Below are 13,190 nucleotides of genomic sequence, written 5' to 3'. Positions count from 1 at the left end.
ATTATCCCCTTTCACAACACTATCTTGCACAATCTAACTTGAGTATAAACCTCATGTCAAGCTGAGTGTCGCAGCCGGCGCCAGCCGATTAGACTGGCGAGGGCCAGTAAACCGCCACACGCGCCAAAGGTCCAAGCAAAACCGATTTGCTGGATGGCCCAGCCCAGCAACGGAAACAGGCCAATCATGGCCAGCGAGTATAACAGTGACGCTACTGACAACAAAGTGGCACGTTGCGCGCTGGGAATGCGGGCGTTGTACAGCACGGTGAAAACTGGCGGCATTAGCGCGGATAAGCCGTAAATGAGCAGGAATAAGCCGCTGATCACGGCGGTTTGGCCAATGGCGGTGAGTAGGAGCAGCAGGCTCAAAATGCCAAGCACGCCGGCTAGGAGCCGATTAGTGTTGAGCTTAAGGAGCCGCGGCGACAGCCGGATGGTGAGCACGGCGACGACTGTGGTGCCAGCCAGCAGCAGTGTGATGACCGGGGTGCTGAAGTGGCGGGCGGTCATGACATTTTGAAAATAGAAATAGTAAGCGGCGGCAATCGCCGAAACCGTGGCGTCAAACACCATGAGTCGACGCAAGGTCGGCTGCTGGCGCAACACCGTGATGGCCTCGCGAATGATTTGGCTGATGGTTTGGTGGGCGTCTTGCTGCTTGTGCTGTTGCGGTTCATGCAGAAACAAGGTGGCCAAAATACCCAGGACCGCAAAGCCTAGCGCCAGCCAATAGCTTACCGCCAGGTCCCAGTTGACCATGGTGCCGGCTAAGAGCAGGCCGGAGCTGGTGGCGATTTCGATGACAATGTTCAGTCGACTGGACACCTGTGGCCAGCGGACTTTTTGATCAGCTTCGAGGAGCGATTCATACAGCAAGGCTTCAAGCGTGCCGGATTGCAGGTTGTAAGACCACGCCGAGAAAATGAAACTTAAGGCAAACCAGGCGAAGCCGCCGTTGATCAGCATCATGGCGGAGGAAATGAGGCTCATGATCCGACTCAAAACCAGCATGGTGCGGTAGCTGAAGCGATCGGCGAGGACGCCAGAAGGCACTTCAGACAAGAAACTTGCCACATGGAAAATACTTTCACACAGGCCAATGGCAACGAGACTCAAGCCTTGCTGGCCAAGGTAAATGACCCAAAGCTGCGTGATGCCGAAAAATGCGAAGAAGCTATACGCATAAGCGGCGTAGAGCTGTTTTTGGTGATTCATTAGTTTATCCTAACTGCGTTTTTGCGCAAAACAAAGGCCATCGCAAAGATGGCCAAGAGCCACAAAAGAGGGTAGATTCCACCCCTTAAGCGGCAAAATTGTTAATAATCGCGTGGGCACGAGCAAGCCAGGATAACACGATGAAGACCTCCGATAATTGTTGGGTTGATTTTAGCACGTTCAATCGCCCAGTGCAATTCGGCTTACGAGGACAAAAAAACACCTGCGTCGCCGCAGGTGTCGGATGTTGCTTAATTACTTTTCAACTTCAACTTTGCTGTCCCAAGGAGTAGCAGTTTCGGCCAAGACCTTGTTCAGGCGATCGATGTTAGCTTTACCTTCAGTTTGCAGCCATTGCTTGCCGGCGTCTTCGCCTTTAGCAGCGAATGGTTCAACGCCAAGCTTCCAGGTGGCACGGCCGCAGAGGACACCGTTAAAGGTGGAGCCAGCAGCCTTAGCAAACTTCAATTCATCCAAGAACAATTCGTTGGTCACACCAGCGGACAGGAAGATGAATGGCAGGTCGGTAGCGTCGCTTTGTTCCTTGTAGTACTTAGCGGCTTCTTCCTTGGTGTAAACTGCTTCAACGCCATCGTCGGTGAAGCCTTCAACGAACTTCTGGTTAACTGGCACTTCAAGCTTCAGTACGGAAACGTTGTAGCGAGGGTCGCTGAATTCGCGCGTCATTTCGATGACCTTGTGTGGCTTTACCTTAGCATAAGCGGCATCGGCAACGCTGTCGGAGTTGGCATCGTAGGAAACCAGTTCCAAGAACATTGGCAGGTTGTTCGCCTTAGCTTCAGCCCCAACGCGTTCAACGAAGGCCTTCTTGCGATCGTTAACGGCGTCGCCTTCATCGGCATCGTAGTAAAGCAGGAACTTAACCGCGTCGCCGCCTTCTTCAGCAATGCGCAAAGCGGACTGGTTTTCAATCAAATCTGGGAAACGGCCAGGTTCGGTTGCATCGTAACCGGTCTTTTCGTAGGAAAGGAGCAAGCCGGCTTTGGAATCACGAGCCTTAGCAGCTGGCAGGCCGTATTCTGGATCCAGCAGAATGCTGCTTGCATACTTGGTCAGCTCTTCAGAAACGGCAACTTTGAAGTCCACGATGGTGGTTTCGTTAGCAGGTTGGTTAGCCGCAGCGGCGATCATCTTTTTCAAAGAACCCCGTTGGTCGATGGCCAACGCGGAAATTACATCGTTGTCATCGGACAGTTGCTTCAAGTGTTCAAATTGACCAGCAGTAAGTTTTACAGACATTATAGTCCCTCCATGTTTTTAATCGGCATGAGCCGTTCATCAATAGCGTACTCTATTTCAAACAAAAATGTTCACTTTTTTTCGAAAATGTTTCACACCGTGACAATTTGCGTGAGGCGCGAATAGGTGGCCTGATCTTGGGCGGTGATGGTGGCGTTGGTAATCAGCGCATCCATCTGGTCCAAATCATAAAACGAATAGAAATCCCGGTGGTTCAGCTTACTGACGTCGCAGCACAGATAGCGCTGTTCAGCATTGTTCAGGGCGAGGCGCTGGACTTCGCCTTCTTCAGGGCTGGCGTCATAGAGCGCGTTGCCAGCGATGCCATTGGCGGAAGTGAAGGCCTTACTCAGGCTCAGGTGGCGCAAGGCACTGGTGGCCATGCTGCCAATGAAGGCGCCTGAGCGACTGCGGTAAATGCCACCCACCATTTCCAAAATGAAACGATCGGCATGCCGCTGAAAGCTTTCAAACACCGGCAAACTGTTCGTGACGATGCGCACATCGGGCACTTTGACATAAGCGGCAATCAGCTCGTTAGTGGTACCAGGGCCAATATAAACCGCATCACCAGCTTCAATCAAGCTTGCTGCTCGACGGGCCACCGCGTCTTTTTCGACGGTATTCAGTGATTGCTTTTGCAGCCGGGTGAGTTCATGGGTGCGCTCAAACGCTAGGCTTTGGGCGCCGCCATGAACCCGCGTCAGCAGCTTTTGGGCTGCCAACTCTTCCAAATCGCGGCGGACGGTCATGGTTGAGACGTCGAGTTCCGCGCAGATCTCGTTGACACTGATGATTCCGCGGGCGTCGACGAGGCCTTGAATCGTCAGTAACCGTTCGCGTTTCAGCAATTTATCACCTCGCTTTCATGTTCGAAATTGTTTACTTTTGTTCGACTTAAACTTTAGCATGGAGAGTAGGTGAGGTCAAGATATGTTGACCTGGGAATGGCACATTTATGGGGTGGCGCCGTAGTTGCGCTCCGGTCGGCAGCGTCGGAGTGGCTAGCTACGGTTGAGGCCTTGCCGGCAAAGGACACCGGCGAGGCCTCAACCTAGGCTATCCATCCGGCTAAGCCCGCCGACCTCCGCCGCCTTTAGTTCCGCCGCCTTTTGCCTTCCTTTCGCCACCTGCGTATAATAACTGTCAGTATATAAGAGGAGAGCGTTATGCAAATTTTTGATTCTCATACGCATTTGAACGATACGCCTTACGCTGGCCAAGAGGCGCAGTATGTGCAGCAGGCGGCGGCGTTGGGCGTGACCAAGATGGCGATTGTTGGCTCCAATGCCGGCTTGAACGCTGGCGCGCTGCGGCTGGCGAAACAGTTCAATCAGCTGTACGCGATTGTCGGTTGGCACCCAGATGATAGCAAGGATTATGACCAAGCGGCGGAAAACCTGCTGGAAACCCAGCTGGCTTTGCCAAAAACCGTGGCGCTAGGCGAAATTGGGTTGGATTACCACTGGGATAACAGTCCCCGGGAAATTCAGCGCCGCGTTTTTCGCCGCCAGCTGGCCATCGCGCGGGAACTGCACCTCCCAGTCTCGATTCACTCCCGGGACGCGTTTGAGGATACTTATGCCATTTTGAAAGCGGCACATCTTTCAGAATTTGGCGCCATCATGCACAGCTTCACCGGCGATGGCGAGTGGGCCAAGAAGTTCCTTGATTTGGGGATGTATATTTCCTATTCCGGCATTGTCAGTTTCAAAAATGCCCCTGAGGAACATGAGTCCGTGCAGGTGGTGCCGGCTGACCGGCTGTTGGTGGAAACCGATGCCCCTTATCTGACCCCAGCGCCTTACCGCGGCCGGCCAAATGAGCCGGGCTACACGCGCTATGTGGTTGAGGCGGTAGCCAAGTGGCGGCAAGAAACGCCTGAGGCCATTGCCCAAACGACTTGGGATAACGCGCATCGCATTTTCAACTTGAAAGGGTAGTTATGACGTTTAAACAAATTATTGTCGTGGAAGGTCGCGACGATACCAAGCGGCTCACGGAAGCTTTTGGGCCGATTGACACGATTGAAACCCGCGGCAGCGCTATTGATGAAGCGACGCTAGCGCTGATCAAAAAAGCGCAGGCGAGCCGCGGCGTGATTGTGCTGACCGACCCGGATTTCCCTGGTGAAAAAATTCGCAAAACCATCAGCCGCGCCGTGCCCGGCGTCACCCACGCCTTTTTACCAGTCGCGGCGGCGGTGCCAGATCACAAAGGCTCGCTGGGGGTGGAACATGCCAGCCCGGCGGCACTGCGCGAGGCGTTAAGCCATTTGGTGGTGGAAGTGCCAGATGCGCCAGTGCAAATTCCGCGGGTAGTGCTGGAAGCGCAAGGGCTGATTGGCGGGCCGGCTGCGCGGCATCGCCGTGAGCGACTGGGTGAGCTGCTGCATATCGGCTACACCAACGGTAAACAACTACAGAAACGCCTAGCGCAATTCCGGATTAGTGAATCCGATTTTGCGGCGGCGGTCAAAACGATTGATGCGGAGGATGCTCATGCCTGAAGATCACCATATTGCCACCCCGGCGCGCACCAAAGAAATCTTGCAGCGCCACGGCTTTCGGTTCAAGAAGCGCCTGGGCCAGAATTTTTTGACTAATCCCGCGGTGCTGAAGCGCATTGTGGAGGCCGGTGAAGTGACCGCTGCCGATGATGTGATTGAAATCGGTCCAGGCATTGGCGCCTTGACCGAATACCTGGCGGAATCAGCCCATCAGGTGCTGGCCCTAGAAATCGATCCGCAGCTGATTCCGGTGCTCGCTGAAACCATGGCCCCGTATCCGAATGTCACGGTGGAGGAAGCCGATGTCTTAAAAGTTGACCTGGCCACGCTCCTGGCAGAGCATTTTGACGGTCAGCACGCGGTGAAGGTGGTGGCCAATCTCCCGTATTACATCACCACCCCAATTCTGATGCACCTGATCGAAGCACCGATTGATTTTGCCAGTATCACTGTCATGATGCAAAAAGAAGTCGCTGACCGCCTCACTGCCGGTCCTGGGAGCAAGGACTATGGCAGCCTGAGCATTGGTGTGCAGCAGCGCATGGCAGTGGCCATCGCCTTTACCGTTAGCCGCACCGCTTTTGTCCCAGCGCCGAATGTTGATTCGGCGATCGTGACCCTGACTAAACGGCCGCAGCCGCTGGCCAGCGTGCATGATCAGGCGGCTTTTGACCGGCTGGTGCGTGGCAGTTTTGCCGCCCGGCGCAAAACCCTGTGGAACAATTTGCAGGGCTTATATGGGAAGGATGCCGCCACCAAGGCCCAATTAACCGTGGCGCTCAAGGCAGTTGAGATTGCGCCCAGCGCCCGGGCGGAAACTTTAACCATCGAATCTTTTGCCAAGCTCGCCGATGCGCTCAAAGCCGCGGGGCTGTAATGTTACGGCGAAAATAAAAAAATGGTGAGAATTGTACAAAAGCCAAAAGATGATGCTTGTCTATATGCAATTGTAATGGTATAATTGCAAATTTCTTGCTTTCGTGCTATGATTAACGGCAAGGGGTGAAGTGCATGCCAATTACTTTAGCAAGCATCAAGCAGCAACTCGACCGCAAGATCGGGGAAAATTTAACCGTTGTCGCACAAGCAGGCCGTAAAAAGGTCACTCGGCGCAAAGGCACACTCAAAGAAACTTACCCAGCTGTTTTCGTGGTCGCCTTAGACCAAGACGAAAACGCCTTTGAGCGTGTATCTTATAGTTACGCTGACCTCCTCACCAAATCGATTCAAATTACATTTGATGACGAAGAGCAAGCATCATAACAAAACAAAGCAGCCACTCATTTGAGGGGCTTTTTTGTTTGGAAAAGAGGCAGTTATGTTACGTTTCCATCCCGTCAAAACAGCGGCGGATGAAGCCGCCGTGCTGGCGATTTATCAAAGCAATCCTGACTATTTCGCGCTGACGGAGCAGCCGGCGCCGACTTTGGCCATGGTGCAAGAAGACGCCGCCGCCCGACCTGCTGAGGTGAGCAAGTGGGATAAACATTACGGCCTGCTCAAAGTCGATGACCGGCCAGTTGGTGTTTTGGACCGGCTCAACGGCTATCCCGAAGCCGACATCGTCTATATCGGCCTGCTGATGTTGGCCAAAAGCGAGCAAGGCCAAGGCTTGGGCCAGCGCGTGATCCGGGGCCTGCGCAAGCAGTTTAAGCAACAAGGCTTCAAGCGCCTGCGCGTGGCCGTGGTCAGTGCCAACACCGGCGCCTTGACGTTTTGGGAACAGTTGGGCTTTAAGCCGCTGGGCGAAAGTCAGGCCCAAGTCGGGGCGGCGCCACAGGCAGTGGTGATTTTGGAGCAGGCATTATAGCGCCAGCCGTGTTCAAATGCGCTTGAAACCGGTATAATCAGCTTAACAACTACAAACGGTGATAGCCTATGGAAATCGTCCAGAAGGCCCCAGCCAAGATCAATCTCAGTCTAGACGCGCTTTACCAACACCGTGATGGGGCCCACGAGTGGGAAATGGTGATGACCTCGGTCGATCTGGCAGACTATGTGCATATTAGCCCAAGCAGCCGCCTTTCGGTATCCACTGATAGTGGCTTTTTACCTGAAGACCCGCGCAACCTGGCGTATCAAGCCGCCTTGGTGTTGCAGCGGGCCGCTGGCGTGCACCAAGGCGCCAAAATTCGCTTGGAAAAACATATCCCGGTGGCGGCCGGCTTAGGCGGCGGCTCCTCGGATGCCGCGGCGGTGCTACGTGGGCTTAATCAGCTTTGGGGCCTGAATTGGCCGCTTGAACGGTTGGCCAAAATTGGCCTGGCAGTGGACTCTGATGTACCGTATTGTGTGTATTCCCGCACGGCCTTGGTCACCGGCAAAGGTGAAATCGTGACGCCGCTGGACCGGCGTCCGGATTGCTGGGTGGTGCTGGCAAAGCCGCGAGTGTCGGTATCGACGCAAAGCATTTTGCGGGCCATCGACTATGAGCAAACCGTGCCGCATCCAGACACTAAGAAAGTAGTGGCTGGCATCAAGCAAGGGGATCTGCCTTTGATGATTAGTGGTATGGCCAACAGCTTGCAGCCGGTGACTGCCGCGAAGCATCCGGAAATCTTAGCCTTGCAGCAGCGCTTGGTGCGCTTTGGCGCGGATCACGCCCAAATGTCCGGCAGCGGCCCGACCGTGTTCGGGGTCTGCCGCAAACGTAGCCGGGCCCATCGCGTGTACAACAGCATGAAAGGTTTTTGCCGCGAGGTCTATCTCGTGCGGCCGCTTCAATAACGGCTTCAGCTGACGCCAAGGTCAGCTTTTTTTATTGGTCATCCTTATTCGTAATGACTCCTAAAACGCCGGCGCGACGGGGTTTGCGTTGACTTTGCTGGAGCGATGTTCCACAATGAAGACGTCCGGTCAGCGTGATTTTTTGGCTGATTGCGGCTAGACAGGAGGGATTAGGGTGCAACAACCGAAACCGAATCAAGCGTTTCGCTGGGGAATACTCCTCAATTCAATTTATATTATCGCGGAGGCCACTTTTGGCCTGCTGATTGGCTCCATTGCCTTGCTGGCTGACGCGGCGCACAACTTAAGCGACGTGCTGGGGCTGGGCATTGCCTGGTTCGCCGATTGGCTGTCCTGTAAGCGGCCGACGGCGAACCGAACATATGGTTACAAAGGCTCGTCAATTTTGGCGGCGCTGATCAATGCCGTGTTTCTGCTAGTGGCCATGGGCGCCATCATTGTGGAAGCGGCTGGCCGCTTTGCGCATCCGGAACCGATTCAAGGTGGGACCGTGATGCTGGTGGCTGGCATTGGGATTGTGATCAATGGCGCCACTGCGCTGTTATTTCATCAAGGCCAGGCCCACGATCTCAATATTCGCGGGGCCTTCATGCACATGGCTGCTGATGCTGGGGTGTCGCTCGGCGTCGTCCTCGCCGGCGGGCTGTATCTGCTGACCGGCTGGGAGTGGCTTGACCCATTCGTGTCCATTCTGGTAGCGATTGTGGTGCTGATTGGTACCTGGGGTCTGCTGAAAGACGCGGTGAACCTCGCCATAGCGGCGGTGCCAAAAGCGATTGACACTACCAAGGTGCAAGCGATGATTAATGCTTACCCGACGGTGGCCAGCTGCCACGACCTGCACATTTGGGCCTTGAGCACCACCGATGTCGCTTTGACGGTGCACATCACGCGTAAAACCGATGCCAATAATGACCAGTTTCTGACGGATTTGAGTCACAAATTGCGGCACACCTTTGACATCGCCCATGTCACCATCCAAGTCGAGTACGGCGATTATCAGCCGCTGCAAGACGGCGACAATGCGTATTAACGCAAAAAGCCGGTCTTCACCCGTGTCATACGAGTGGAGGCCGGCTGCTTTTGACTTAGCGCAGCTGTAAATCCTCATTGTAGAACTGCGGGTAAGCGCGGTAGCAGGCAATGACGCTGCTGATGGAAGTGGCTGCCAGCAGCATGAACGTCACCATGATCTGATACATAATCGCTTTGGTGGGGTCAATGCCGGCAAAAATCAAGCCGGACATCATCCCTGGCAGGCTCACCAGACCAACGGTTTTAGCCGAGTCAATCGTCGGCGCCATGCCGGTTTTGATTGCAACCCGCACAATGGGCATCGTGGCTTGTTTCAAGTCGGCGCCTAACGCCAGCCGTTCCAGCAGGCCTTGGCGCTGATCATGGAAGCTGGCATTCAAGCTCCGGTAGCACAACCCAATGGCGACCATGGCGTTGGAGGCAATCATGCCGGAAATCGGCACGATTTGACTGGGGGTGAACTTAACCGCGTGCGCCACCACCAGCAAGACGATGGTGGTCAAAGTCGCCACTGAAATCGCCAGCAAGCTAATGACAAAAGCATGCGGAATGCCAGCGGCGCGCTTGCGGGCATTTAACGCGGCGTTAAAGATGATGATGGCCACCATCAGCAGTGTCAACCAAACGCGGTCGACGCGGATGATATAGGTCAAAACGTAGCCGACGACTGTGAGCTGAATCACGGCCCGCACCACACCAATCAGCATGTCTTTTTCAAGGCCGATGTGTTCCTTGAAGTTTACGGCTAGGGCAATCAGCACCAAAATCACGGCGAAGGCCAGCGCGGTAGGACTCACAATTAAATTGTTCATTGGGCGGCCTCCAATCTGCCGGCAGTAATGGTGAGCAAACGGTGGGCAACGTTAATTTCCGTTTCGTCATGCGTCACGGCCAGCACTGTCAGGCCTTTTTGGTTAAGGCCTTCGATCAGTTCATGGACGATGGTTTTGGTGGCGGCATCCAGGCCGGTAGTCACTTCATCCAGCAAAATCACATCCGGTTCAAACAGCAAGTTGCGGATTAAGGCCACGCGCTGTTTTTCACCGCCTGATAGTTCCGTGATCGGTTTGGTTAGCATGCTGGTGGGCAAATCCACTTGCGCCAGAGCGGCTTGGGCCTTGGCCGCGTCAAACGGCTGGTTGCGCAGCTCGAACGGGAAAGCCAAGTTATCCTGCACCGTGTCGCCGAAGAGGCTGGGCTGCTGGAAACAATACGACACCGCTTGTCGGTACGTCGTTTTAGGATACGAACTTTGCGGCTGATCGTGGTAGGTGATCTGGCCGCTGGTGGGGGTCAAAAGCGTTGCCAGCAGGCGGAGCAGCGTACTTTTCCCGGAGCCTGAAGGACCCGAAATGGTGATATATTCGCCGGCATCAACGTTGAAGCTAATGTCGGTCAGAATCTCACGGTCAGGGGTACGATACCCCACGTGATCCAGTGAAAATAACATCGAGGTCATCCTTTCAACTTGTTTATAATCATTCTAATATAAAGGCCGAGGGAATGCACCTGTTCTGGCCTAAAACTCGAGGTAATAGTTGATATCCGTTTCCCCGCGAGCACTGGTAAAATGATAATCCGCGGTATTCAGACCGCCGATATGGAAGCCATACTTCAGATAGAAGCGATTGGCAGCCAGATTGGACCCTTGAGCAATCGTGCACAGGCCTTGATTGCCATGCGCTTCGGCGAGTGGAATCGCCGCGTTAAGCAGCTGGTGGCCGATACCTTGCCCGCGGTAGGCCTGATTGACCTTCAAATCAGCCAGATAAAGGTAATGATTCCACCGAAACTCGTATTCAAAAGTCGCCAGGCCGATGCACGTCGCTTCATCAAAGGCGCCTAAAGCAAACCCGACGGCATCGATGTCTGCCAGTTGGTAATGTTCATCGGGGAAGGTCTGGGTGAAAGGCTTCGTCAAAAGCCGTTCGTGGTGATGCCAGCCCTGGTCATCGCGAGTCACAATGAATTCTCCAAACCGACTGAACGGTTCATTCGGTAGCTGCAGGGCGGCTTGATTCGCTGCGGTAATGCGTTCGATTTTCATGAGGGTACTCCTTTGTTAGTGACATCTCGCCTGAGTATACGCCAGCCCGCCAGCAGGAACAACGTGCCTCGGCCAAGGAATGCGAACAATAATGGAAATTATCGGAAATTGACTGGGATTTTGTTTGCCAATCCCGTATAATTGTGAGGATTAATGTCAAACGAGGCAGGATAATCCAAATATTCGGAGTTAAGGAGTAATACAATATGAAAGTTCGGCGTAGCGACCGGCTCATTGACATGACCCGGTACTTATTAGAACGGCCCCACACCCTGGTGCCATTGACCTATTTCTCAAAGCGGTATGATTCGGCGAAGTCTTCAATCTCTGAAGACCTTGCCATCATCCGTCGTGTCTTCGCCCAGCGGCAAACCGGCATTCTGGAAACCGTCCCTGGTGCCGCCGGTGGGGTGCGCTTTGTGCCAGTGATGGGGCTGGCAGAAGCAGAACAATTCGTCACTGAAATGGCGCACCGGCTGTCGGAAACTGACCGTCTGCTGCCAGGGGGGTATGTCTACTTATCTGATTTGCTGGGTAGCCCTGATGTGCTCCGCCAAATCGGGCGGGCGATTGCCACCCAATACTTAGATGCCAAAGTGGATGCCGTGATGACAGTGGCCACTAAGGGCATTCCGATTGCGCAAAGTGTCAGCCAGTACCTCGATGTCCCATTTGTCATTGTTCGCCGCGACTCCAAAATCACGGAAGGCTCGACCGTGTCGGTGAACTATGTGTCCGCTTCTTCGGCGCGCATCGAAAAGATGGAGTTGAGCAAGCGCAGTTTGCCAGCAGGCAGCCGGGTGCTGATTGTGGATGACTTCATGAAAGGCGGCGGCACCGTCAACGGGATGCGCAGCCTGATTACCGAATTCGATGCTGAATTGGTGGGCATTTCGGTGTTTGCGGAAGGCAACTTCTCTGGCGATCGGATGGTGTCGGAATACACTAGTTTGATTCGCGTGGATGAAGTCGATACGAAAGCCAACACGTTGCATGCTGTGCCAGGGAACTATTTGGATCAGAACATGAGCCGGCTGAAAGGGTTGGCCGAATGAGTGCGTATCTGATTCCGATTAAAACTGCGGCGCTGGTGTTTCCATTTTTGGCCTTGCTGCTGGCCCTGCCGTTCATGATCGTCCAGTACCGCCGCTATGGGAGCTTTATTTTTTGGCGGGCCGTGGTGCTTTATACTTTCGTCTTTTACCTGATCACGGCGTATTTCCTCATCACGTTGCCACTGCCCAGCATTGCCAGTGTCGCAAAATTGACCACGCCGCGCTACAACCTGGTGCCGTTCATGGCGCTGCGCACGTTCCTGAATACCACGGTGTTTTCCCCGCTGCATCCTGGGACTTGGTTGGCGGCGTTGAAGCAGCCGGGCTTCATCCAACCGGCGTTCAACTTGCTGCTGACCGTTCCGTTTGGGGTTTATCTGCGTTATTACTTTAAGCGCAGTGTGCCGCAAGTACTGGTGATGACGTTTGGACTCAGTCTGTTCTTTGAACTGACCCAGCTGTCTGGGTTGTACGGCATCTACCCGCGGCCATACCGGCTGTTTGATGTTGATGATTTGATCATCAACACCACCGGCGGGGTGCTGGGCGGCTTGATTGCCCCAGCCTTGATGCGCGCCTTCCCGAGCCGCGATGAAATGGATGCCAAAAGTCGCGCCCGCGGCAGTCAGGTCACCTGGTTGCGCCGCTTTGTGGCCTTTCTGGTCGACAATCTGCTGGGCGTATGGTTGATTGGCGCAGTGCTGGAGTTGATTGCCACGCTGCTCGGCGTGCGGTCTGCGCTGGGGGATGTCATTGTGACGCGAGTGCTGGCGCCAGTCTTCATCTTTGTGGTCTACCCGTTGGTGCGACGTGGCGCGACGCCAGGCAAAGCGCTGGTGCGCATTCGCATTGTCCAAGAAGATGGCGCGCCAGTCGGCTTTGGCCGGTTGCTGTGGCGAGAATTTCTCTTATACGGGGTGGCGCAATACAGTGTGTTCGGCTTCATGCAGCTTTTTAACGAAATCTTTGTGAAGTTCCACCGTACAGAAGTCAACTTCGCGCTGCTCGGCCTGTTTGGCCTCGTGGCAGCCTTCATTGTGCTCAATTTCTTGTGGGAAATGGTGACGCGGGATAATCATTATTTCTATGATGTCTGGGCGAAAACCAAGCAGGTCAGCACCATTGAAACGGACGCGCAAACTAAGGTGTAGCACCGTCAGCCACTCGGCAATCCGGGTGGCTTTTTGCTGACTTGATTAAATTGGTTTAGCCAAATGAAAGCTGTTGAAAGCCCGCTACCAAGCGGTCTATCCCAGTTTGTCAGTTGCTCAAAAGGCGGCAGTGGGCTATGATAAACGAGAATGTTAGTAGGATAGGAG

15 protein-coding genes are annotated in these 13,190 nt (G+C 54.3%); 9 read left to right on the top strand and 6 right to left on the bottom strand.

The genetic code is table 11. The features are described from left to right. Window positions 1–56: 56 nt before the first annotated feature. The 3 genes from JUF11_RS04935 to JUF11_RS04925 form a co-directional block, all read right to left on the bottom strand. Window positions 57–1,217: an MFS transporter gene (locus JUF11_RS04935; RefSeq protein WP_204118605.1), complete on the bottom strand. Its 1,161-nt coding sequence runs from the start codon at window positions 1,215–1,217 to the stop codon at window positions 57–59. Window positions 1,218–1,472: 255 nt separating this feature from the next. Further along, window positions 1,473–2,477: a tagatose 1,6-diphosphate aldolase gene (locus tag JUF11_RS04930; RefSeq protein WP_204118604.1), complete on the bottom strand. Its 1,005-nt coding sequence runs from the start codon at window positions 2,475–2,477 to the stop codon at window positions 1,473–1,475. Between the two features lie 92 nt (window positions 2,478–2,569). Continuing rightward, window positions 2,570–3,328: a DeoR/GlpR family DNA-binding transcription regulator gene (locus JUF11_RS04925; RefSeq protein WP_204118603.1), complete on the bottom strand. Its 759-nt coding sequence runs from the start codon at window positions 3,326–3,328 to the stop codon at window positions 2,570–2,572. Between the two features lie 318 nt (window positions 3,329–3,646). Between JUF11_RS04925 and JUF11_RS04920 the strand changes: the two genes are divergently transcribed. From JUF11_RS04920 to JUF11_RS04890, 7 genes are all read left to right on the top strand, one after another. Then, window positions 3,647–4,420: a TatD family hydrolase gene (locus JUF11_RS04920; RefSeq protein WP_204118602.1), complete on the top strand. Its 774-nt coding sequence runs from the start codon at window positions 3,647–3,649 to the stop codon at window positions 4,418–4,420. A 2-nt stretch (window positions 4,421–4,422) separates the two neighbouring features. Beyond that, the gene (rnmV, locus tag JUF11_RS04915) at window positions 4,423–4,986 is read left to right on the top strand and encodes a ribonuclease M5 (protein ID WP_204118601.1); all 564 of its coding nucleotides are present in this window, start codon (window positions 4,423–4,425) and stop codon (window positions 4,984–4,986) included. After that, a complete protein-coding gene (gene rsmA, locus JUF11_RS04910; protein WP_204118600.1) occupies window positions 4,979–5,863 on the top strand; it encodes a 16S rRNA (adenine(1518)-N(6)/adenine(1519)-N(6))-dimethyltransferase RsmA in 885 nt (294 codons plus the stop codon). Before rnmV ends, rsmA begins: the two co-directional genes overlap by 8 nt. 134 nt (window positions 5,864–5,997) lie before the next feature. Then, window positions 5,998–6,249 (top strand): Veg family protein, encoded by a 252-nt coding sequence (locus JUF11_RS04905; RefSeq protein ID WP_125579460.1) that lies wholly within the window; start codon window positions 5,998–6,000, stop codon window positions 6,247–6,249. 55 nt (window positions 6,250–6,304) lie between these two features. Beyond that, entirely contained in the window at window positions 6,305–6,796 is a 492-nt protein-coding gene (locus tag JUF11_RS04900) for a GNAT family N-acetyltransferase (protein ID WP_204118599.1), read from the top strand. A 68-nt stretch (window positions 6,797–6,864) separates the two neighbouring features. Further along, window positions 6,865–7,713: a 4-(cytidine 5'-diphospho)-2-C-methyl-D-erythritol kinase gene (ispE, locus tag JUF11_RS04895; RefSeq protein WP_204118598.1), complete on the top strand. Its 849-nt coding sequence runs from the start codon at window positions 6,865–6,867 to the stop codon at window positions 7,711–7,713. 175 nt (window positions 7,714–7,888) lie between these two features. Beyond that, entirely contained in the window at window positions 7,889–8,767 is an 879-nt protein-coding gene (locus JUF11_RS04890; protein WP_204118597.1) for a cation diffusion facilitator family transporter, read from the top strand. Window positions 8,768–8,822: 55 nt separating this feature from the next. Here JUF11_RS04890 and JUF11_RS04885 read toward each other — a convergent pair whose 3' ends face one another. Genes JUF11_RS04885 through JUF11_RS04875 form a run of 3 tightly spaced genes read right to left on the bottom strand, consistent with a single transcriptional unit; the run spans window position 8,823 to window position 10,816 of the window. Next, a complete protein-coding gene (locus JUF11_RS04885) occupies window positions 8,823–9,581 on the bottom strand; it encodes an ABC transporter permease (protein WP_125579464.1) in 759 nt (252 codons plus the stop codon). Continuing rightward, a complete protein-coding gene (locus tag JUF11_RS04880; RefSeq protein ID WP_204118596.1) occupies window positions 9,578–10,228 on the bottom strand; it encodes an ABC transporter ATP-binding protein in 651 nt (216 codons plus the stop codon). Before JUF11_RS04880 ends, JUF11_RS04885 begins: the two co-directional genes overlap by 4 nt. A gap of 60 nt (window positions 10,229–10,288) precedes the next feature. Further along, entirely contained in the window at window positions 10,289–10,816 is a 528-nt protein-coding gene (locus tag JUF11_RS04875) for a GNAT family N-acetyltransferase (protein WP_204118595.1), read from the bottom strand. Between the two features lie 206 nt (window positions 10,817–11,022). Between JUF11_RS04875 and purR the strand changes: the two genes are divergently transcribed. Together purR and JUF11_RS04865 are read left to right on the top strand one after the other, a co-directional pair. Next, window positions 11,023–11,871 (top strand): pur operon repressor, encoded by an 849-nt coding sequence (gene purR, locus JUF11_RS04870; protein ID WP_125579467.1) that lies wholly within the window; start codon window positions 11,023–11,025, stop codon window positions 11,869–11,871. Then, window positions 11,868–13,022 (top strand): VanZ family protein, encoded by a 1,155-nt coding sequence (locus JUF11_RS04865; RefSeq protein WP_204118594.1) that lies wholly within the window; start codon window positions 11,868–11,870, stop codon window positions 13,020–13,022. Before purR ends, JUF11_RS04865 begins: the two co-directional genes overlap by 4 nt. The last annotated feature ends 168 nt before the right edge of the window (window positions 13,023–13,190 follow it).

This window comes from Lacticaseibacillus suilingensis (genome assembly GCF_016861845.1).
GTDB classification, from domain to species: domain Bacteria; phylum Bacillota; class Bacilli; order Lactobacillales; family Lactobacillaceae; genus Lacticaseibacillus; species Lacticaseibacillus suilingensis.
Note: the sequence above shows the minus strand (reverse complement) of the source record. Positions and strands in the feature narration are given on the sequence as shown.

Excerpts from the sequence above, each read along its gene's own strand:
- JUF11_RS04930 (WP_204118604.1), bottom strand. The coding sequence starts at position 2,477 with ATGTCTGTAAAACTTACTGCTGGTCAATTTGAACACTTGAAGCAACTG.
- purR (WP_125579467.1), top strand. The coding sequence starts at position 11,023 with ATGAAAGTTCGGCGTAGCGACCGGCTCATTGACATGACCCGGTACTTA.
- JUF11_RS04905 (WP_125579460.1), top strand. The coding sequence starts at position 5,998 with ATGCCAATTACTTTAGCAAGCATCAAGCAGCAACTCGACCGCAAGATC.
- JUF11_RS04920 (WP_204118602.1), top strand. The coding sequence starts at position 3,647 with ATGCAAATTTTTGATTCTCATACGCATTTGAACGATACGCCTTACGCT.
- JUF11_RS04885 (WP_125579464.1), bottom strand. The coding sequence starts at position 9,581 with ATGAACAATTTAATTGTGAGTCCTACCGCGCTGGCCTTCGCCGTGATT.
- rnmV (WP_204118601.1), top strand. The coding sequence starts at position 4,423 with ATGACGTTTAAACAAATTATTGTCGTGGAAGGTCGCGACGATACCAAG.
- JUF11_RS04865 (WP_204118594.1), top strand. The coding sequence starts at position 11,868 with ATGAGTGCGTATCTGATTCCGATTAAAACTGCGGCGCTGGTGTTTCCA.
- rsmA (WP_204118600.1), top strand. The coding sequence starts at position 4,979 with ATGCCTGAAGATCACCATATTGCCACCCCGGCGCGCACCAAAGAAATC.
- JUF11_RS04935 (WP_204118605.1), bottom strand. The coding sequence starts at position 1,217 with ATGAATCACCAAAAACAGCTCTACGCCGCTTATGCGTATAGCTTCTTC.
- JUF11_RS04880 (WP_204118596.1), bottom strand. The coding sequence starts at position 10,228 with ATGACCTCGATGTTATTTTCACTGGATCACGTGGGGTATCGTACCCCT.
- ispE (WP_204118598.1), top strand. The coding sequence starts at position 6,865 with ATGGAAATCGTCCAGAAGGCCCCAGCCAAGATCAATCTCAGTCTAGAC.
- JUF11_RS04900 (WP_204118599.1), top strand. The coding sequence starts at position 6,305 with ATGTTACGTTTCCATCCCGTCAAAACAGCGGCGGATGAAGCCGCCGTG.
- JUF11_RS04875 (WP_204118595.1), bottom strand. The coding sequence starts at position 10,816 with ATGAAAATCGAACGCATTACCGCAGCGAATCAAGCCGCCCTGCAGCTA.